Here is a 20,552-nt window from a genome sequence, read left to right as displayed (position 1 = left end):
TTTAATAGTTTGTCTTACGGGGATGTGAATGTCACAAAAAATGCTGTCGGCTGCAACCATCATTGCACAGGAATTGAAAGTGAATGTTTCTCAGGTAGAAACAAGTATTCGCTTATTGGATGAGGGCGACACTGTTCCTTTTATTTCTCGCTATCGTAAAGAAGCAACCGGCGGGCTTGATGATACCCAACTGCGATTTCTTGCAGAACGCTTATATTATATACGCGAGCTGGATGAACGTCGTAATGTCATTCTTCAGTCGATTAAAGAACAGGAAAAATTAACACCTGAACTGGAAGCCAGCATCCTTGCTGCAGACAGCAAAACCAGGCTCGAGGATTTGTATCTTCCCTATCGCCCCAAACGTCGCACTAAGGCACAAATTGCCCGCGAGGCAGGGCTTGAGCCTCTGGCCACATCCCTTCTGGCGGATCCCAGCCTGTCGCCTGAGCAGGAAGCGGTCAAATTTCTTAATGCAGAAGCGGGTATTGCCGATGAAAAAGCCGCTCTGGAAGGCGCCAGGCAAATACTCATGGAGCAGTTTGCCGAAGATGCCGAGCTTATTAACGAGTTACGCGAATACCTCTGGCAGCATGCTGTACTAAAAGCGACAGGCAGCGCAGGTGATGCAAAGAAAAATAATGCCAGCAAATATGCTGATTATTTTGCCTATGAAGAGCCATTGAAAAAAATTCCCTCCCACCGTGCGCTGGCCTTATTTCGCGGCCGCCGCGAGAGCGTGTTGCAGTTGTCTCTCCAATTGAATGAAAATGAAAATTACGGTGAAGAGCATGTCGCCCGCCACTTTCATATTGCCGATCAGAAACGCGCTGCCGATTCCTGGCTCCTTGATACAGTGCGCATGACCTGGAAGATTAAACTATTTACCAAGCTGGAGCTTGAGTTACTGGCACGCCTGCGCGAATCAGCCGATGAAGAAGCGATTCAGGTCTTTGCCAGAAACCTGCGCGGCCTGTTACTGGGTGCCCCGGCCGGACAGAAAATCACGATTGGCCTGGATCCTGGCATTCGTACGGGTGTCAAAGTAGTGGTCGTTGATATTACAGGCAAGCTTCTGGATTACACCACTATTTTCCCCTTTGCACCGCATAATGAATGGCATCAGGCCATGGCCGAACTGGCTAAGCTGGCTGCCCGCCATAATGTTAATTTAATCAGCATCGGAAATGGCACCGGCTCCCGCGATACCGAACGGCTGGTGGCTGACATGATGAAAATGTATCCTGACTTAAAACTCACCAAACTTGTAGTTAATGAAGCAGGCGCTTCCGTGTATTCAGCTTCGGAATTGGCTGCCAAAGAATTCCCGGATCTGGATGTCACATTGCGCGGCGCTGTTTCTATTGCAAGACGACTTCAGGATCCCCTGGCCGAACTGGTTAAAATTGAACCCAAATCCATTGGTGTAGGCCAATACCAGCATGACGTCAACCAAAACCGTCTGGCGCGCAGCCTGGATGCGGTGGTAGAGGATTGTGTAAACAGTGTAGGGGTTGACGTGAATACTGCCTCTGTTCCTTTACTCACCCGCGTTTCTGGCCTGAATGAATCATTGGCCAGGAATCTGGTGCAATACCGCGATGAACACGGGGTATTCAGCAGCCGCGAGGAATTGAAAAAGGTTCCGCGTATGGGCGAGAAAACCTTCCAGCAGGCCGCAGGCTTCCTGCGTATCATGAACGGAGAAAACCCGCTCGATGCCTCGGCTGTTCATCCTGAAGCCTATCCCCTGGTTGAAAAAATTCTTGCCAAACATAGTATGGATATCAAGCAAATCATTGGCAATCACAAATTATTGAACAGTGTCAATGCCGCTGAATTTGCTGATGAGCAATTTGGTTTGCCTACTATCCGCGATGTACTTCGCGAACTGGAAAAACCCGGACGCGATCCACGCCCAGAATTCAAGACAGCCTCCTTCAAGGAAGGGGTCGAAGATATCAGCCAACTTGAAACGGGTATGATTCTCGAAGGCGTAGTCAGTAACGTCACTAATTTCGGGGCCTTCGTTGACATCGGGGTTCATCAGGATGGCCTGGTGCATATTTCGGCAATGACCAATCGCTTTATCAGTGATCCGCATACGATTGTAAAAGCCGGCGATATCGTCAAAGTCAGAGTTGTTGAGGTGGATAAGGAACGGCGGCGCATTGGTTTAAGCATGATTCTGGAGGAAGAAAAAGCAGCAATTCCTGTCAGAAAATCGGGCAAGCCGGCTGAGCCAGCAAAAAATATGAGTCCTAAAAAAGGTTTAAAAGGCGCCCGGCCCTCTCACGAGAAGAAACAAGTGGAAAAACCGGTTAAAAAAGGAGTCTTTAATACCGCCATGGCGGATGCCCTGTCCAAATTAAAGCGTGGATCCTGACATGATTAATACCCCGCGCGGAGAAATCACCATTCAGACACTGGCTATGCCTGCTTCGACCAATGCGAACGGTGATATTTTTGGCGGCTGGATTGTTTCGCAAATGGATCTTGCGGCCGGGGTATTAGCAAAAAAAGTATCCCATGGCCGCGCAGTGACTGTGGCGATCAATTCAATGACCTTCCTGAAACCTGTCCACGTGGGCGATGTCATCAGTTGCCATGTAGAATTACTGAAGACTGGCAAGACTTCGATGACGATTGGGGTAGAAGTCTGGGCAGAACCTGGGGCCACCATTTCCGAAAAATACAAAGTCACTGAAGGGGTATTTGTTTTTGTAGCGATTGACGAACATGGAACACCAAGACAGGTATCCAAGAGCCCATGACTGACGATTTCTCGCAATTAAAGCAATGGATTGAACACATGGCAGCATTAATCGAAAATAATGCTGATCCTGAGCCTCATTATATCAATTCATTTTTGCAGGAACCTCAGCTGGCAACCCAGCTAATTGACTTGCTTAATCAATTGACTGAATCGCAGCTCGAAGAAACACGCTCTTATTATTCCGCCTGTATTTATGCCCTGGATATCTGTGTCGCCCAATTGCAGACTGCTTTGGAAGGCGGCAGTAAGGGGGCGGCTAAAATACTTCACCATTTAATGTCTTACCTCGCACAGACCATCAGCTCAGGATCGCATAGCCTGAGTTTCTGGCTGCCGATTTTAAACGCCTTTTATGATGTGCACGCCGAATTATCTGACGAACTGCGTGATGCTTATCTGGAACTGGCCGGACAAGAAGAGGAAATTCCGCCAGAGGAAGAAGTTAATCATCTCAAAGCCATTCAGGATATGATTAACGAATTATCCGAACTGAGTATTTTTGACATTGCTGAAAACTTTTTCGCGCAAAGTTACGCCATGCCGGTCGAGTTTTTCGCGGATTTGGTATTTGATCTTTACAGTATCCCAGAGGGCCAGGATATTGCCCTGCTTATGCTGCTTCATCCCAAACCCTTTGTCCGCGAAATTGTGATTGCGGCCCACGAAGAAATAGTCAATCAGGTTACCTTCAGCTCCGCCTCATTAACCCGTTTGCAGGCCATTAAAAACTGGTACCCAGCCCAATATCATGAACAGTTTAATCGCTGGATTAAGTTACAACGCAAAAAAGGGGTTATCCTCAATCCGCCCCCTCACGGCGAAATTAAGCGTATTAAAGCTAGTGAAGTTGACGGAAGCGGCGCCCAGGGATTATTTATCCATGTAAAGCTGGGGAGAAGCAACCGGCTTTGCGGCCTGTTATTTAAAGACGAAATTGGGATAAAGGATGTCTGGGTTACGCCTATAATGACTACCGCTGAGATTAACCGTTACTACGAGGAAGCATTTGATGACAGTGTAACCCTGCGGGTGGTCGATATGGACTATTACCGCGTGGTTTGCCAGCATTTTCTGGCTATGACACTGGCCAGAAATGAGGTTCCAGATTTGCATTTCCTTGAAATGCAGGAATTACTGGGTCTGCATTTTACGCCAGAGGCCATTGATATTGCCGGCGTGATTGAGGAGTTGGGCGTTCAAATTAATCCCTTTACCCCGGAAATTGTCGCAGCCTCCTTCAAACGTTCAAAAAGCTGGTTGAAAAATAAATCATTTACCGAATCCTGGTACATCGAAAATTCGCATGTTGACAAGCTGGTTAACCGTTGCAGCAGCTTTGTAGAAGGGATTAAGGTCTGCGCTATTGACGAAGCCACTGAAGCAGTATTTTCCCTAGAGTTTGAAGCGCGCCGACAAAAATGGCTTTTCCATTTCCTATGGATCACCCTGTGGCTTAAAGCTTCAGGCCGCCCAAACGAACGCCTATGGCAAGACAGTTTCTTTATCGCCCACGCAATCTTTACCGGCACAGCACTTAAAGAAATCCCGGTGATGCAGGAAATTGTCCGCCAAACAATCTATAACAGCATCGAAACCATGAATGAACGCCGCACGCATTTAAACCAGGAGTAACCGCGCGAAGCCCCGCAGCTTCGACCCATAGGTATCTACACATCTTTCAAAATACAGTTTGCCCCTAGCTCCTACGTCCCTCGGCTTGTCCGAGGGATCCATAAGACTCATAGAAAATCACTGGACCCTGCGGACAAGCCGCAGGGCGTAGTGGCGATGTGTAGATAATAGCTATGGACATCGACCGCGGGGATTCGCAGCGGGAAAAAATTTGTGTAGATACCCCGCGGTAAATGCCGCGGGAAGTTCAAGAGTTACCTAGGGTTAATTCTGGAGCTTATTTAGGTGTATGCTCTTTTCTATCCTGTAAATCCTTAGACTCAGGCTCCTTCAAACTCAGATTATTTTTAAATATACCTACAGCCTTCAAGGATTCACTTTGCTTATATTCGTAATAATCGTATTTTCTGGCAATAGCTATCACAGCATTAGCGAAAGCTTTCAGGATATTCTTGAAAGTATCCTTCCAGCCTAAAGCTTTCTCCAGTTTTGGGCTGGCCAGTTTTATCGCAGCATTACATGCTTTGACGAAATTATCCCCGGCATTCTTAGCATCTTCCCTGGCATCCAGAGCGGCTTTATATTCATTGCGGGCTTCAGTCAGACTGGTCAATAGGATGCGTCCGGCCTTTGCAGCTTCTGGATATTCCTTTTTATCGATAGCATTTACCTTCGTTGACAGTTCTGACAAAGCATTGTTAATGATTTCAAATTCCGCAGCGACCTCGGCCTCATATTTTTCAGCTCTTTCAACGCCCACCTGCACTTGTCTCTCGCTATCTAACAGGGAAAGATCAGCTTTCGCTACATTAACTTCATTCTCTAGCCTGGCACGCTCTGATTTTAAGGTTTCGATTGCTTTAATATCAGATTCCATACTTTTGGTAATTGCTTTATGCTCTTCCTCTAATTTTCTTTTTGTTAATTCATCGGTTTCTCTCGAAATATCTCCATCCAAATCACTGAGATTCTCTCGCAATTTTTTAAGGGTTCTTTCTTTCCCAGATATAACATTTCCTTGTTGTTTATAATCTCTTTCTAACCTACCAAGTTCCGCTTTCTTGTCACGAATTAACTTGTCATATTCTACAACACTAGTCATTTTAATACACCAATATGATTAACTTTAAATCATAGTATAATGTACAAAAATTAACTGATTATTAAATGTCCTGTTAGTGCAGCCAAAAAATATTGACCCAGACATATAAACCAATCATGCCAATCACAGGAATAATTAGAAAAGCCAGGAAAACATGGGTTTGAATACGGTTTTCAGCGCTGGACTTGTAGAATTTTTTAAATTTTTTGAAAAGACCCATCATTATACCCCGATCGCTGTTACGGCTATGTTTAGTATAACACTGCAGCTTAAATAACGGTGCGCAGAGCATAAAAATCCAGAAACGCACGGACCTTGGGGAGTTCATAATCATAGGCCTGATAAAACAGGTAAATCTTGTATACCTTAAATGGTATATCAGGCAACACCTGGATTAATTCGCCTGTTTCCAATTCATTTTTAACCAGTATCTCGCCGGTTAGAAATAATCCATGGCCGTCCTTGCAGGCTTGGTTGAGCGCGTCAAATTCATTTATTAATAAGACCGGGCGAGGAATGGGTATAAATCGTCCATTTTCCAAAGGCAGTTGGTGCCCGGGCTTCCTGAGGGTATGCGAAATAAAATGCGCATTGGCAAGCTCGCTTATATTGGCCGGCAAGCCATAACGTTCTATATACGAGGGAGCAGCACAGAGAATATTTTGGACAGTAAACACATGCCGTGCCTTGAGATTATTAGTATAAGGAGGAATCTCTGGAAAGCCCATCATAATATCTGCCTTTGCATCTCCCAGCTCTCTGTCCTGCTCAGTGAGAATCAACTCCAGCTCTATTTTAGGATATCTTTCCCTGAACTCTGTTAAATGGGCGAACAGCCATTTTCTCGCCAGAATGGTAGAGACCAGTACGCGCAGACTGCCCTGCGGTTCTTTTTTTCGGTTTTCAATAAATTGATCAAGTTTGTTAATTTCGTTTTCAATAATCCGGCAGCGCTGGTAAAGCCTTTCCCCCATCTCGGTCAAGGTAACCTTTCGCGTAGTACGCTGGAAAAGCTGTAACCCTAATTGATTTTCCAGGGTTTTAATTTGTTTGCTGAGCGCAGTAGGCGTAATATGCAAGCTTTCGGCGGCACTGGCGAAATGCAGGGTTTCTGCCGCTTTTAAAAAGCACTGCAGCGGCTGGTTAATTCTCATAAACTTTCCGAAACATTATGAACTTTTGGTTCCTAATAAATGAAGAATAAGTCATTTTATGAGTAGTATATCATCAATTATAATGTCTTTATGAAATAAGCGGAGATTATTATGAAAATGCAGTTCCACCATGTTGGTATTCCAACTACTGAAATTAGACCCGGTGAGCGGTACAGTGCGCCGTTTAAGATGTATACCTCAGGGGGTGAGGCGCCTACCCGGATTCAATATCACCGTTTTGAAGAAGGCTGTCCCTTGCATCCCCTACTACAGACCAGGCCGCATGTGGCCTTCAAAGTAGACAGTATTGATGAGGCAATCAAGGGCAAAAATATTATTCTTGAACCCTATTTTCCTTTTGCCGGGTTTAGAGTTGCAGCAATTGAGGAAAACGGCTGGCCTATTGAATTCATTGAGACTGATCTGTCGGAAGAGGAAATTTGGAATGAATCAGCTTACAAGAATTCTGTGATTTACCCTGAGGGAGATTGATAAAGCAAGACGTTGTCTTCTCCGCGCAGGCGGGGATCTATCTTTTTAATGGTACAATGCCGCTGAAGGAATAGATTCCCGCCTGCGCGGGAATGACGTTGAGGAGATCTGTGGATAACTTTGTTCATAAAATTGATAAAGCAGCTGAAATATGCATAATGCATTTACTATCTATATGATAAATAACGAATTATTCTAACAATGCCTCAATCAACGGCTTGTGGATAACTTTGTTGATTCTTTCTTGTTTGTTTTAAAAAACTGAAGCTTAGGTGAATACATAAATAAGGATAACAATGGCAACAACCGCAACCAAAGTGTTCTCGAACGATCCCTTTGTGAAAATTTCGGCGAATTACCGCCACTTACTGAAAACTAATCTGGCCGTCTATTGGGAAGAACTTCCTGACTTTCCTGCAATTCTTCAAAAACTAAGGGCAAAAGGCTATTTTGAGGGGCAGGAAGCAGTGGACTATACTGCTGCGGATTTTCTCAAAGAATTTTCGCTTAATGAGCAAATGCTTAAGGCGACGCCAGTTGAACTCCTCTGTTCTCCCTTAACGAGCCTGGAAGTACTGACTGCTGAATGCAGCCTGCCATCCGAATTTACTGAGCTTTCCCCAAACATCGAATGTTATATTGAAATTATAAATGATGTTTTACAAAACAGACTCGCCCAAAAACCCTATGACAACCCTTCTGATCAGGAAAATGTGACCGAGCAGGAGCATGCGCTTCAGGCCGGGAAACTGGGTTTGCTTCTGTTTGGATGTCTGGAAGATGTTTTAGGTCTCTTGCTGCATGACATCGCCAGGCCTTCGATTAATGATCCTGTTCATGGACATTCAAAACATTGTCAGGAAGGCAGCAAAATTCTTGCTCCACTAGGTTTAAAAATTGATTACGCCGGGCATCATGCCTTTGCCAAATATTTACTGAACCTCTGCTGTCCTTCTTATAAGAAACTGATTAGCGACACCTCAATCTTTACTCTAAACATTCAGGAAAAAGGCCTTGCAGAGGAGATAAAAGATCTCAGCAGCCTTGATTCAACTGCACTCGCAAGGGTGTTTTATCAGTTGATGTTGATGCGGATCATTGATGATAGCAGTAAAGTTTCAAATATTGATTTAAAACGGCGTCTGCGTGGTAACCATCCGGAGTTTTTTGATTCAGCCTGCATCCACTCGATGCTTCGCAGGCAGATAGGCCTGTATCTGCGGGAAAAACTGGGAGGAAATCAGCCCCTTGAAGTAATAAAAACGGAAATAAAGTCCCAACTGAATGAAGCCCTTTTTTTACTTTTGCGTGCCAAAGAGGCGAGCAATGCGCCGCAATTATATGAGAAATATGAGTCTTTATTACCTGCTTGCCACACTGCAGACCCAAACCAAATGAAACTCTAGCCCAGCAAAAAACAAATCCCCGCCTCGTGCGGGGATTATTAAGTTTTCATCAGCTTCTAGTGCTGATTTCGACTCGGCATAGTGCCGTAGTATCTGTGAATTGAAGTAGTCCAGCTCGGATTGGACATATCAGGCCAATGATCCTTATCGAATCCCGGTGAGTTTTCCAGGGTTTTCTTATCGACACTGATTACAAAGCAATCCTGAACAGGATCATAGGAGAAAATACTCCAGGGCATGGCAAACAACTTGTCGCCCATTCCCAGGAAACCGCCGAAGGATAATACGACATAGGCCACTTGACCCTGGTATTTATCCAGCATTAATGCTTCGATTTTTCCGAGACTTTCTCCTTCCCGATTTTTTACGTCCACGCCAATTACATTATCGGCATTTACAATTTGTCTACTCATAATAAATCTCCCTGTTAAATGAGGAAATAGCAACATCGAAACTTCCTTTTTTCGTTAACAACTTCGCGATTTTATTGTTTTTATTTGACGAACCATGCTGGCTTTGCAAATCAGAATAGCAGAAATGATTTCGCTACGTGGCATGTCGGTTCTGCAAAGCAACAGACATGAAACATTGATGGTAATGCAGCTTATTTATAACCTCCCATTAAAAAGAGATTATCCCTAATCTATATAAATTATAGACCACTTGATCTGCTTGTGCCAAAAAACTGCTTATTCTGCAACCGAACTGTCCATGCTACTATGCTCTTTTTACGAAAAGGATATTTTGTGAAACCACTCAAGCTTAGCCAACAAAAAAGCCTGGAAAAACGCTTTGAAACGATTGACAGAAATATACAGGATTTTTTAAATAATCCTGGCGAAGGTGAAGAAAGCGAATTTTCACAATCGGTAGCGAAAGCTGTTCAGTTGATTAGGAATTTAAGCAACCCTGTTTTTATTCCAAAGCCTTTATTAGCCTTACCCAAATATCCCCCGTCGGTAAGTGCTGAAATAGTTGCCAAACTTGATCTCTATAAATCCTGGCGTTGCCGTCTCAGGATTTACCATATGCTGATGCCCTACCATCCTTTTACAATGGATGAGATTTCAGCGATGCCCGTTTCAGAACAAGCAGCGCTTGAGGATTATCTAGATGATGTATTCACGAATAATGAAATTTTCAGGCAATTTAACAGTACAATGCTTTGCCATTTTACAAAAATGCGCCAATTCCTTAAATCCTGGCGCCATTTCAATCATTATGAAAAAATTGCTTGCCTATCAAGCGCTGCCCTGGGGTTTCTGCTAAGTTATATTCTCGACCATACTCACCGCCTTTCTGTGCAATCAGCATTTGAAACGGCATTAAAAATCACCCAACAATTAGACTCACTTTCCCCTTCATCCGCTTTTTATCCTTTGCTAATAAAAAACAATGCAGTAAACAGGAATGTGTTCAAGCTTTTATCCAGGGTTTCCCCGGAGGCAAGATCAGTATTTTTTTCCCAGGAAGCCAACCGGAATCTGTTTGACGCGGTAGAACAAATAGCAAAACTGCCTGGCATTAATAATGAACAGCTGGAAATTATCTTTAAAAGCCAATACCTTCTTTCCCGTCCATTCTTTTTCCGGCTGCCAGAATTTAAATTCCTCTTGAAAAGCAAAATGCCTGCCGATCGTCTGGAATCTATCTTCTGTGTACCCGGGAATGACCATCTCCCCTTAGTTTTTTCTGCTGCGGGCCTGGAGTGCAACTCTCGTCGATATTGGGATGTTTCCTTGCAGTTTCAAACCGATCCAGCTGTTCTATCCTTTCACCAACAGTATTTATTACAGGTCAAACGACCACCGGAGGACAGGGAATCCCAGTTATTTTCCAGCCAGGAGTTCATAAACGGCTGGAAGGAAAATTTTTTTGATATGGATTTTATGAAAGGCTGTACTTTTGCAGAAATGAAAACCATTTCCAAGTGCTGGGAACAAGCTCGGGATCGGGGGATCCGCTCGGTGTGGGATAAAAAATTTGAGGCCTACATGCGCTCCCAGCACCGCCATCGCTTTATGAAACCATCACCAATCTGTGCGGCGCCAAAAGCTTGTATTGAAACGGCGCACCAAATTGACAGTATCAGGAATAGCGCCTGAGTTAGGAGTGTGAGTAAGAGGTTTGCCTTTTGCTATCGAATGGGGGTGTATGGGCCCCGCGGTCGAAGCCGCGGGGATACGGTGATTTCGACAAACACACTAATCCCCGCTCCGACCACTTCGAATCCCCGCGGCTTCGACCGCGGGGCCCAACCGGGCTTATTCAGAGCACCAGACAAAATTACTGGATTTGCTTATTATACCGGTCATATTCCTGAACGAAAAAATCATTCAGATCCCGCATATCCAGAACAGAGCCATCAAAGGCCATGAAATCCGTTTTCATTTCCGGAATATTGTAGAAATAAATATTACTCGCATCACTGGCCAATGTATGCTGGCGGTTCACCACACTTAATTCAGCGACCGAATTCTCATACGTTTTAACAAAGGCTCTTTTGGCACGCAGGTAACGGCCATTGAAACGGGCTTTATCATGCAGGCAAACATCAATTTTGTTCGCTACGCCGCCCAACTGAATAAAGGCATTTCCGCCTGCCCGAATGGTCAGGGTGTCACTTTTCACCCAATACATGCTTAAGGCGCCGTCACCCTCCAGATCCAGGGTATTAATACGCTCTATACCGGCTAATTTAACTCTGGGCTTTCCTGACATACGCAAATGCAGGTTGCGGGCTTGTACGCCATTGATTTCGGTATATCCATTCCCCTTCACTTCCAGCACGCCTACGTTGATATGGCCGCCTAATACAGTGCGTCCCTCATTCTCAATATAAAGATCAAGCAATCCCGAATTTAGCCTGGGACCCGTGACAATTCCCGCCCCTTCATAGCGGAAGGTATTAAGAAAGCGCCCGCGGATATCCACTGTGACGCTGCCATAGCGCGGGTAGCCGCTGCCCAGGTTGACAACCAGGGTATAATTCTGAACCCGGGTACTGACCTGAGCCAGATCACGTGGATCGCCATGTAAAATAATCTGTGGCTTGGAATAACCCGTATGCAGTACCACATTCAGGCGGCCGCTAACTGATACATGGTTAAACGATGACAAGGATCGGGTTTGCTGTGTTTTATTAACGGGTACAGGCAAATCGCCTGCCGGGTTAACAGCCGAGTGCCTGCAGGCTGATAAGAGAAATAAAATGCAAATCAAGGAGATAACACGGGTTAACATAAGTCGCCATTCCAATCCAAGCTAGTCTCCTACATTAGAATAACTTGCAAAATTGCGCAAGCAATTATCGCTTAGCTTACCCGGTTGCAGGCTACCGGGTCGCGTAAACTGGAAGAAGAATATTAATACCAGGCCTCGCTGTTAAAATCAGAAATGCCCACTTTTGCCGGACACCCTTCATAGCGGCTGGCCTCAGGCGCTCTTTCCACCAATTCCGCCAGGGATTCCTGTGCGGTTATTAATGCTGGCAATTGCACGAAAATATCGACTAACATGCCATTCTTGCAGCCAAGGTATACTTTTCGGGTGCTGTCTTTTCCAAAAGAAGAGCGTACCATCTCTTGGAGATCTACACGGTTTACCGATTCACCAACGTGATCATGCAGGAACTTGCCTAATGCTGTTTCATCCATATCCTCAGTCAGGCGAATTGCCAGCGCAAAATACTCATCTGCCGAGAGTAATTGACAGCTACCATGTTTATTCCACTCATGACGTTCCAGACAACTGCCATGTGAGTAGCTGGGCATAAAATACTTAAGTGATGCCGAAACCGTAGCGTTGAGATTAAGCGGAGGGTAATCACAATGGCTGCTGCGCGGTGTTGTGCCACAAAACCCATAGTGTTCGCCGCATTGAACCTGATTTGGCCATAGCCCATGTAACACCAAATGGCTCGCCTGATACGAACGGGCAGGTAGATGCAGGCATTCGGGCTTGCCGGCTTCATAGCCATAAGTCTGGCAAAAAGCAGGCTGCCAGCTAAACGCCAGCACAAAAGAATCCGCTAAACCTGGACTCTGATCGCAACGTGGTGAAGGGGTAGTATGATAAGAAGCTTCCCCGCAATCCATGCTTATCCAGCGAAGCGGTGCTGAACTATCAGACACATACACACGAAACCAGTCCGGGTTACTTTCGCGGTTGATTTCCCTGATTTCATATACCTGACCAGGTTGTAAGTAAACATTATCCGGATTGGTTTTCTTATTTTTTGAAACATAGGCGGGACAGGTTTTTTCCAGGGTAAAGCTGCCAGAAGCCGCAGCTGCCATGGTTATTGAAGAATAGAAACAGAGAAAAAAGCAAGAAATCCATTTAGGCATATTTAAATCCGATTTAAGGAGTAGTTCCTGAGTATAAACTGAATTAGGGTTTTGGCAAAAAACCTTATTTATCAATATAAAAAGGAATCCCTTCGCGAATAACAAAAAACTGCTCTGCGGACAACCCATATTGTTTGCGAGCCAAGGCCAGATCATCAACAGGCTGAGTAAAATTTTCAGCGCCCAACTGAAAGGTTCCCCAGTGAATACCAATTGATCTGCGGCTGCCCAAGTCCAAATGGGCGCGTACTGCATCGGCCGGATTTAAATGGTAAGGTTTTGCCAGAGCACGCGGTTCATAAGCGCCTATCGGTACAAAGCTTAGCTGCGGCTGCCCCCAGTGGCTTTTTATTTCTTTGAAATGAGGTGAATAGCCTGTATCGCCGGCAAAGTATATTTTTCTCCCTTCAATCTCCAGGCCAAACGAGCCCCAAAGCGTCTTATTGAGATCATATAAACCGCGTCGCGAATCATGCCGCGCAGGCAAGAGGCTTATCCTGGTATTTTTGATTTGTACGTTTTCCCACCAATCCAGCTCGCTTACCTGCTTGATTCCCTGGCGCTGCAAGATTACTTTGTTGCCTAAAGGCACAATAAACTGGGGATGATAGCGTTTTTCCAGGCTTTTGAGCGTGTTTAAGTCCATATGATCATAGTGATTATGACTGACAAGCACCACGTCAATCGTAGGTAATGCATCAAAAGCAAGGCCAGGTTCACGATGCCGAGCCGGGCCAATCCATTGAAATGGGCTTGCGCGGTAAGAAAAAATAGGATCAATCAAAACATTAACTCTTTTACTCTGAATGAGCACGGTAGAATGATTGATAAAAGTGACCATTGCGCCATCGGGATAATTTGCCGGCAGTAGGGGATAGGCGATTTTGGGCAAGGATTCCGGCCATTGATTTTGCAGTATTGCCACCCATAGATTGAACAAATCATAATTGGCATTTCGCTTTTTATGCTCTTCCCCGGGATTATAAAATTCCTTGCCGTTAAAATGATCCGAAGGCGGTCCCTTATAAAACCCGCTTTGACAGCCGGACAAGAGGCAGAAAAAAATAAGCCACAGAAGTTTCAGGATGACTTCCATTTCGATAGGGTTCCAGATGGAAATTAAATTTGATTACAGCCCGGAGCTTAAGAGCAGAATTATTTTATCATACCTGCAAGCGTGGACAGGCTCAATAAATATCAATTGAACAATTGAAGATCATCATTCCCCCCTTAGTTTCACGTAAAAAATAAGAGGGGACGATTTAAGAAAAAAACTCAGAATACTTGTGATCTAATTATTAGACCGCAGTAACTTCTTCGGCTTGTAAACCTTTAGGGCCTTTTGTTACCAGGAATTTAACACGTTGACCTTCATGCAGTGTTTTACGACCACTCGTTCCTACGATTGAACGAAAATGTACGAAAACATCATCTTGGCCATTGTCACGGCTGATAAAACCATAACCCTTGTCATCGTTAAACCATTTAACCGAACCAGTTTCTACTATAGCAGACATTATACTTTCCAAAAAAAATTAAACATAAAACCTGTACAAGTAATTCATTCCTGAATCACCGTCGACGGACGCGATATTTTCACTACTTTGGGAACACAAAAGGAGGGATTTTTCACGAATAACGCTCATTCAATCACGATAACTTGATACAAGTGCTTTCATTATAACTTACTGAGGCTTAAATAGCGAGAATTGTAACCAAATTATTTCTATCTTTACAATTTTGCGTCATAGGCTGGGCTGTTAAGCCCAACAATTGTATGCGCTGGGCTTTACAGCCCAGCCTACGCGGTTGGATTAATAGGCGGCAGGTTTAGACTTGATTTCCGCCTGGCTGCCCCTCCAGACAAGTTTTGTTGCAATGCCTCCCATAAAGGCCGCCCTTGCCAGGCTTTCCTCTGTGGATGATACAAAACCTCAGACAATTCGTTAATTTGTTTTTTAAGATTCATATCATGAATTTGCTCGCAAATATCAGCCAAACTCAGAATTCGTGTATCAGGCCAATTGAGTGCTGCCCATTGAATGAGTGATTGCTGGGCCTCGACAGCCTGATTATTCAAACAGGCTGTTTGTATACGTTTCAAAGCCGCTTTTTTGTTGTTCCCCTTGCTGAAATTAAAGCGGCCTGCCCCCAAGGTAAGCAGCCAGGCCAATGCAAACAAGGCAGCCAATCCCCAGGCCAGCCAATTCCGGCTCGCCGTTTTCCCATCGGGTGAACTAGTCACAGCAGCGGATTCTGTTGCAGCCGGTTGCGGCTCAGATGCTGGACTTGCTGAACTACCAGCGTCATTCGCGCTCGCGCTAATCTGGATAACACGGGGGGCAAGGACAGCGACCTCATTTTTTTGAGTAACCGTGTTAAACCAGGGCAAACGCAATTCCGGTATGGTAATTTTTCCAGCCTTATTGAACAGATAAGTCACTTTGACGGTTTTTGTTCCTACCAGATAAGGCTGGCGATAGCTGTTTTTTTCATCCGCTTTTTCAGGATAAACCGAAAAATCATCTTTTCCTTTAAAATCCAGCTGCGGCAACAATTGTGCAGGCATGCCAACCACTTCCAGAGTCACCACGCGCGTCAGTGTGTCACCCTGCTGCAGGTTAAGCGGCTCTTTGTCATAGTGATCACTTAGCATGACCTGATTGGCAGGCAGCCATTCCTTGCCTGTAAAGCTCGCAGGGGCTGGCTTAATCTGCAGGTTGAGCGGCTCGGCGCTAATTTTCATCTTATGCGGCATTTGATCATAAACCAATGCACTGAATGAGGGGGGGTTAACCGTTAATTCCCCACTTTTTTGGGGAAAAATGGCATATTGCTGCTCAACAACCGAAAACAGACGGCCATTCTCAGTAGTTTGATATTGCCTGCCGTCGCCTAAGGGTACCAGAAGGGCATTATCCACCTGCGGGCCCTGAAAATCCGTATCCAGCAATTGTAAACTGTTATACAGTTTGACGGTATATATCACCTGCTGGTTAACATAAGGCGTTTTGTTGTCGACTTCAGCGATTAATTGAATATCTTCTTGTTTGGCAAGCGGTTTGTCCGTTGTCTGGGTGGAGTTACCGGCAGTGACTTCAATATTGGTAGGCGCAGTATGTTCCTGTCCCACTTGTAAGGAAGGAATGCTGATCATCCCCAGTTTAATTGGCACTAAAAAAACAGTCCACTGGTTGAGAGTACGCGCCTGTCCATTAATCAGGCTGTAATTAGTGCTGCGTTCTGTACCCACAATCTTAAAATTATCCTGCAGCGGGGTTAAATCAGGTACGGCATTGCTTTGACCGTCAAGCGTCAGGATGAGACGAAACGATTGACCAATCTGAACTTTACTGCTTTCCAGCTGCATGCTGAGCTGGGCAAACAAAACTCCGGAATAAACTAAAATCAAGAGGCTAATAATTTTTTTCATTGGTACCACCCTCGTTGCCGGCGTATATGATCACGCAAAAACTTTTCCCGCAGCAATCCGCCAGGATCATCAGGAATCAATTTTAACCACTGCTCATTGGCCTGCTGCTGCTCCTTATCAGATAATGACGATTGCGACTGCGCTGCAGACTGCTGGTCTGCCTTGTCTTCGGCATTCATTGCATCATTCTGGCTTTTCTTTTGTTTATCTTCCTTTTCCGAAGAAGAAGCGTTTTTATCCGATTGCTGTTCCTCTTTAGCAGATTCCTCTTTCTTTTTCTCATCAGAGCCAGAATTATCTGATTGTTTGTTTTCCTGTTTTTGCGGCTGTCCATTCTGCTGGTTATTATTTTTCTGGTTTTCCTTTGAATCCTGCCCCTGTCCCTGCTGATTCTGTTGTTGTTTATTCTGGTCCTGTTGCTGATTTTGCTTATTCTCAGCACCATTCTGATCTTTCTTTTCCTGCTTCTCTTGTTCCTTTTTTAACAGATCAGCAACCAGCCTGCGGTTAAATTTTGCATCCTGATTAACAGGGTTCATTTTCAAAGCTTCATCATAGGCTTTTAGTGCATCCTCGTATTTTCCCATATGTGCCAGGGCATTTCCGGCATTGTAATAGCCCATTTCGTTTTTAAGTGATCTATAGGCCTGCGCTGCCTGCTGATAATTCCCTCCCCGATACGCAGCAGTGGCCTGCCAATCCTTCTGGTCAAATAATTCCCCCGCCTTTTTGTATTGCCCTTTCTGCATTAAGGCTTGAGCCTGCTGATTGGGTGTATACCATAAATCCTGCCAGGAGAATGACCAGGATGGTGTAATGGTGAAAACAGTTAAAATGAATACCAAAACCCTCATAACTGTACCCTCTGTAACCAACCTCTGCGAAACACAGGGAGAAGAAGTATCATTGCCGGTATTAAAAACCAGCGGCCCTCATCCTGCCATACAGGGATTTCATTTTGCTCGCTTAATGTATATTGTTTGCTGGTTATTGCCAGATTCAGCCAGTGGGTCAGTGAAGCGGCTTCATCATTTAAGTTGAGAAGGATCCCGTTTCCAGCTTTAGCTAAAGGCTTAAACATCGGATTTAAGGTTGAGTCCGCCAGGATAGGCATAATTGAACTGTCAATTCCTTGCCCGGCCAGTTGGCCTGCAGTTTTCAGCGCTGCCGCATCAGGCGGAGTCGCAGTCAATACCAGAATTTGCCCCATTGAAAAGCCAGCCTGTTCAATTAGCTGCTCGGCTTCTTGCAAAGCAGCAGACAAGTCCTGACCACTAACCGGCATAATTGACGGGTTTAACGAATCAAGCAGGGTATCAATGGTTTTGGCATCCTCAGTTAGCGGGGACACGACAAAGGGTTCGCCCGTATAAACAACCAGACCCGTTTGGCCAGTTTCTTTTCGGCTAAATAGATCATGCAGCACAAACTTGGCCCGCATAAGCCGGTTAGGCTTTAAATCATCCTCCAGCATGGCATCCGACAAATCCAGCACAATAACTCTGGGCTCCAGAAGCTTAAAGGCAGGAACAGGTAACTTTTTCCATACGGGTCCTGCGAGTGCAATAATTATGAAGGCAAAACTGCCAGCTAATAGCAGCAGGGAATTATGTCTTTTGCCCGCATGCTGATTTTTCATCAGATGGGACAGCAAATGCGGATCACAAATCGCTGCCCAGGCCTGAAAGGGCGCTTTCTGTTTCCATAATCGCCAAAATAAGGCGATCAGGGGTAAGAACGCAAAAAGCCAGAGTGGGCGAAGAAGATGGAAATCACTCACAGCCTTTCCTCCTGAAACACAGTACTTCGTTGTCGTAAATATTGAACCACTCCCAAGCTATGAAGGAGCCAGGAAAAGATTAGGCCCAAAGCGAAGGCCAATGGCCAGGGATAATATTCATGCTGCGGTCGTAGCGTGGTTTGCTCCTGTTGCACTGTTTCTAACTGATTAATCTTTTCGTAAATCCTTTCCAGCGATTTGGAATCTGTTGCCCTGAAATATTGCCCGCCAGTGGCATGGGCGATGGCCTTCAAGGTATCCTCATCCAAATCGGCGCCTGCCCCCATGTTAATAAATGGCCCCGCCATCATGCGCGGGTCGGCCTCTGAGCCCAGGCCAATGGTATAAACCTTGATTTGTTCAGACTTGGCAAGCTCTGCGGCTTTCAATGGGGCCAATATCCCGGAATTATTTGCACCATCAGTTAATAAAATAACCACTCGACTATTTTTGGGCACATCCTGGAGACGTTTAACAGCAAGCCCCAAGGCATCCCCTATTGAGGTGGTTTTGCCAGCCAAGCCCACAGTAGCATCCTGAAGGCGCAATAAGACACTGTGACGATCATAGGTTAAAGGGGTTTGCAGATAAGCCTGGCTGCCAAATAAAATGAGACCTATGCGATCGCCTGCGCGCTCTTTGACAAACTGCTCCGCCGCATGTTTTACCAAAGCAAGCCGGGTCACTGGCCTGCCATTCATCAGCATATCATTTAGTTCCATACTGCCAGACAAATCGAGAACCATCATGATGTTGCGCCCCTCTCTTTCCAAAGGCAAGGGGTCTCCTATCCAGCGCGGCCCGGAGGCAGCCAGCACCAGTAAAATCCAAATTATATACCAGAATCCGGGACCGGATTTTTTTCCCAGAATATGCTTATCTTTCTCTACGATTGCCTGCATCGACTGATAGAACGGTACTTTTAATGCGGCAGCGAGGCTTAAGTTGGCGCGCGGGATTGTAAACCAGATGACTGGCGGCAGAATAAGCAAAATTAGCACCCAGGGAGAGGTTAATTCAAACATCGTTTACCCCGTTGTTTTATCCAGAGTCTTGCCCGCGTAAATAAGGGGGCTAGGTTGACCTGGCTGGTTGAGGACTGATAGGGCAGTTCCAGCAACTGCTGGCGCACTGCATTAAAATTAATTTTCTTGCCAGTTTGATTCAGAAAAGCCACCCAGTCATCCCCTTTCAGGCTGGCTACTGTTTCACGTGAAAAATAAACGAGCGCAACCCGCTTTAACAATTCTGATATACGGGTACTGGCCAACTGGCTGTTACCTGTCCGCTGATACTCTTCCTGGTACTGGGCTAGAAGTTTTAGTGCATGGCGTTTAGGTTTACTGTTTTTCTGGTATTCAAAAAAATAGTACAAGCCTAGTATGAAAATACATAAAATCACCAGGATTAGAAGATACCAGCCCGGTGCCAGGGGCCACCAGCCGATTGCTTCAGGCAGATGTATATCGCGAAGATTGTTCAGGGCATTTGGCTCAGTCATGCTTCCTCCGCGGAAAAGTCTGATAAATGACCTGCGCAATGTCATTTTCACCGCTTAGCTGCACATATTGAATATGCAGGCGCTTGAATACACTCTGCAAAGCGGCCTGGCGCTGGTCGCACCATTGCTGATAATCCGCTTTCACCTGGGTATTGGCGGTATCCAGAAGCAACTCCTGACGGCCATCAGTCATCGCATAAAGCGCAGGTACTGGCGAAGATAGTTCCAAGGGATCGCAAATATGATAAGCCAGAATGTCATTATGCTCATGCAGCCGGCTTAAATGCTTTTCAGCATCCTGATTCAAGTGATAGAAATCACTGATTAAAACAATAATACTGCCAGGTTTAACAACTCTTCTAAGTCGTAATAACCCCTCGCTCAGAGGCAAGGGAGAATGATCGGACATCATCTCGTCAACCTGGTTGGTATAATCCATTAATGAGGCCAGGATAGGTAAAACCCCTGCTTCGCGAGCCCGGGGTATAAATTCGTTGTGTCTGGCTGATGAATAAAGCAAGGCGCCAATTTTGTCGCCCTGCTTTACCGTAGTCCATGCAATCAGCGCAGCAAGCCTAGCTGCAACAACCGATTTAAATGCCTTTCGGGTTCCAAAATACATGGAGGGATTGAAATCAGTGACGATAACCACCGGACGCTCGCGCTCCTCCTGATAAAGCTTGATATGCGGCCGGCCAGTCCGCGCAGTCACCCGCCACTCCATATGCCGAATCTCATCACCTGCCTGATAATTTCTAACTTCCGAAAAATCCATTCCCCTGCCGCGGAATTTCGACAAATGATTTCCCACGCCATTAGAAGCCCTCTCAGGCTTGTAGGCAATTTTGCGGGCGAAACGCTTCAAGGCTATAAGTTCCGCCAGATCAACTGATACACCATTTCCCATAGTTATTTTCCGATTTACAG

The 20,552-nt window shown here is 45.4% G+C and carries 20 protein-coding genes; 6 read left to right on the top strand and 14 right to left on the bottom strand.

Annotated features, from left to right (window positions below):
• Window positions 1–28 precede the first annotated feature (28 nt).
• The 3 genes from DYH42_RS00580 to DYH42_RS00570 are packed head-to-tail and all read left to right on the top strand — an operon-like array spanning window position 29 to window position 4,408.
• Entirely contained in the window at window positions 29–2,386 is a 2,358-nt protein-coding gene (locus DYH42_RS00580; RefSeq protein WP_058523850.1) for a Tex family protein, read from the top strand.
• A gap of 1 nt (window position 2,387) precedes the next feature.
• Complete coding sequence (locus DYH42_RS00575; RefSeq protein WP_058523851.1) at window positions 2,388–2,774, top strand: acyl-CoA thioesterase; 387 nt, start codon at window positions 2,388–2,390, stop codon at window positions 2,772–2,774.
• On the top strand, window positions 2,771–4,408 hold the full coding sequence (locus tag DYH42_RS00570; protein WP_058523852.1) for a hypothetical protein: 1,638 nt from the start codon (window positions 2,771–2,773) through the stop codon (window positions 4,406–4,408). The genes DYH42_RS00575 and DYH42_RS00570 overlap by 4 nt, the downstream gene beginning before the upstream one ends.
• 277 nt (window positions 4,409–4,685) lie before the next feature.
• Here the strand turns inward: DYH42_RS00570 and DYH42_RS00565 are convergent, their stop codons facing one another.
• From DYH42_RS00565 to DYH42_RS00555, 3 genes are all read right to left on the bottom strand, one after another.
• Window positions 4,686–5,510: a coiled-coil domain-containing protein gene (locus DYH42_RS00565; protein WP_058523853.1), complete on the bottom strand. Its 825-nt coding sequence runs from the start codon at window positions 5,508–5,510 to the stop codon at window positions 4,686–4,688.
• A gap of 73 nt (window positions 5,511–5,583) precedes the next feature.
• Window positions 5,584–5,733 carry a hypothetical protein gene (locus DYH42_RS16490; RefSeq protein WP_157062396.1) on the bottom strand — a complete coding sequence of 50 codons (150 nt, stop codon included), beginning with the start codon at window positions 5,731–5,733 and terminating at the stop codon, window positions 5,584–5,586.
• A gap of 46 nt (window positions 5,734–5,779) precedes the next feature.
• On the bottom strand, window positions 5,780–6,664 hold the full coding sequence (locus DYH42_RS00555) for a LysR family transcriptional regulator (protein ID WP_058523855.1): 885 nt from the start codon (window positions 6,662–6,664) through the stop codon (window positions 5,780–5,782).
• 111 nt (window positions 6,665–6,775) lie between these two features.
• Here DYH42_RS00555 and DYH42_RS00550 point away from each other — a divergent pair, with 111 nt between their 5' ends.
• Both DYH42_RS00550 and DYH42_RS00545 read left to right on the top strand, forming a co-directional pair.
• Window positions 6,776–7,156, top strand: a complete 381-nt coding sequence (locus DYH42_RS00550; RefSeq protein WP_058523856.1) for a VOC family protein — start codon at window positions 6,776–6,778, stop codon at window positions 7,154–7,156.
• A gap of 296 nt (window positions 7,157–7,452) precedes the next feature.
• On the top strand, window positions 7,453–8,562 hold the full coding sequence (locus tag DYH42_RS00545; RefSeq protein ID WP_058523857.1) for a hypothetical protein: 1,110 nt from the start codon (window positions 7,453–7,455) through the stop codon (window positions 8,560–8,562).
• 56 nt (window positions 8,563–8,618) lie between these two features.
• On the opposite strand, the gene DYH42_RS00540 is transcribed toward DYH42_RS00545, so the two are convergent.
• Window positions 8,619–8,975 carry a PRC-barrel domain-containing protein gene (locus DYH42_RS00540; protein ID WP_058523888.1) on the bottom strand — a complete coding sequence of 119 codons (357 nt, stop codon included), beginning with the start codon at window positions 8,973–8,975 and terminating at the stop codon, window positions 8,619–8,621.
• 333 nt (window positions 8,976–9,308) lie between these two features.
• Here DYH42_RS00540 and DYH42_RS00535 point away from each other — a divergent pair, with 333 nt between their 5' ends.
• Window positions 9,309–10,667 carry a hypothetical protein gene (locus tag DYH42_RS00535; RefSeq protein ID WP_058523858.1) on the top strand — a complete coding sequence of 453 codons (1,359 nt, stop codon included), beginning with the start codon at window positions 9,309–9,311 and terminating at the stop codon, window positions 10,665–10,667.
• Window positions 10,668–10,848: 181 nt separating this feature from the next.
• Here the strand turns inward: DYH42_RS00535 and DYH42_RS00530 are convergent, their stop codons facing one another.
• The 10 genes from DYH42_RS00530 to DYH42_RS00485 all read right to left on the bottom strand — a co-directional run bounded on the left by DYH42_RS00530 (window position 10,849) and on the right by DYH42_RS00485 (window position 20,532).
• The gene (locus DYH42_RS00530) at window positions 10,849–11,805 is read right to left on the bottom strand and encodes a GIN domain-containing protein (protein WP_058523859.1); all 957 of its coding nucleotides are present in this window, start codon (window positions 11,803–11,805) and stop codon (window positions 10,849–10,851) included.
• A gap of 122 nt (window positions 11,806–11,927) precedes the next feature.
• Window positions 11,928–12,911: a ribonuclease T2 family protein gene (locus DYH42_RS00525; protein WP_058523860.1), complete on the bottom strand. Its 984-nt coding sequence runs from the start codon at window positions 12,909–12,911 to the stop codon at window positions 11,928–11,930.
• A gap of 64 nt (window positions 12,912–12,975) precedes the next feature.
• Window positions 12,976–14,007, bottom strand: a complete 1,032-nt coding sequence (locus DYH42_RS00520; protein WP_058523861.1) for an MBL fold metallo-hydrolase — start codon at window positions 14,005–14,007, stop codon at window positions 12,976–12,978.
• 202 nt (window positions 14,008–14,209) lie between these two features.
• Window positions 14,210–14,428 (bottom strand): cold-shock protein, encoded by a 219-nt coding sequence (locus DYH42_RS00515; RefSeq protein WP_058507051.1) that lies wholly within the window; start codon window positions 14,426–14,428, stop codon window positions 14,210–14,212.
• A 284-nt stretch (window positions 14,429–14,712) separates the two neighbouring features.
• Window positions 14,713–16,344: a BatD family protein gene (locus DYH42_RS00510; protein ID WP_058523862.1), complete on the bottom strand. Its 1,632-nt coding sequence runs from the start codon at window positions 16,342–16,344 to the stop codon at window positions 14,713–14,715.
• Window positions 16,341–17,198 (bottom strand): tetratricopeptide repeat protein, encoded by an 858-nt coding sequence (locus tag DYH42_RS00505; protein ID WP_058523863.1) that lies wholly within the window; start codon window positions 17,196–17,198, stop codon window positions 16,341–16,343. The genes DYH42_RS00510 and DYH42_RS00505 overlap by 4 nt, the downstream gene beginning before the upstream one ends.
• Window positions 17,195–18,124, bottom strand: a complete 930-nt coding sequence (locus DYH42_RS00500) for a vWA domain-containing protein (protein WP_058523864.1) — start codon at window positions 18,122–18,124, stop codon at window positions 17,195–17,197. Before DYH42_RS00500 ends, DYH42_RS00505 begins: the two co-directional genes overlap by 4 nt.
• On the bottom strand, window positions 18,121–19,149 hold the full coding sequence (locus DYH42_RS00495) for a VWA domain-containing protein (protein WP_058523865.1): 1,029 nt from the start codon (window positions 19,147–19,149) through the stop codon (window positions 18,121–18,123). Before DYH42_RS00495 ends, DYH42_RS00500 begins: the two co-directional genes overlap by 4 nt.
• Window positions 19,137–19,625 (bottom strand): DUF4381 domain-containing protein, encoded by a 489-nt coding sequence (locus DYH42_RS00490; RefSeq protein ID WP_058523866.1) that lies wholly within the window; start codon window positions 19,623–19,625, stop codon window positions 19,137–19,139. Before DYH42_RS00490 ends, DYH42_RS00495 begins: the two co-directional genes overlap by 13 nt.
• Complete coding sequence (locus DYH42_RS00485; protein ID WP_058523867.1) at window positions 19,618–20,532, bottom strand: DUF58 domain-containing protein; 915 nt, start codon at window positions 20,530–20,532, stop codon at window positions 19,618–19,620. Before DYH42_RS00485 ends, DYH42_RS00490 begins: the two co-directional genes overlap by 8 nt.
• Window positions 20,533–20,552 lie beyond the last annotated feature (20 nt).

The organism is Legionella birminghamensis (assembly GCF_900452515.1).
In the GTDB taxonomy this organism is placed as follows: Bacteria; Pseudomonadota; Gammaproteobacteria; order Legionellales; family Legionellaceae; genus Legionella_C; species Legionella_C birminghamensis.
The sequence above is the reverse complement of the archived record's forward strand: the minus strand, read 5'-3'. Positions and strand labels throughout refer to the sequence as shown.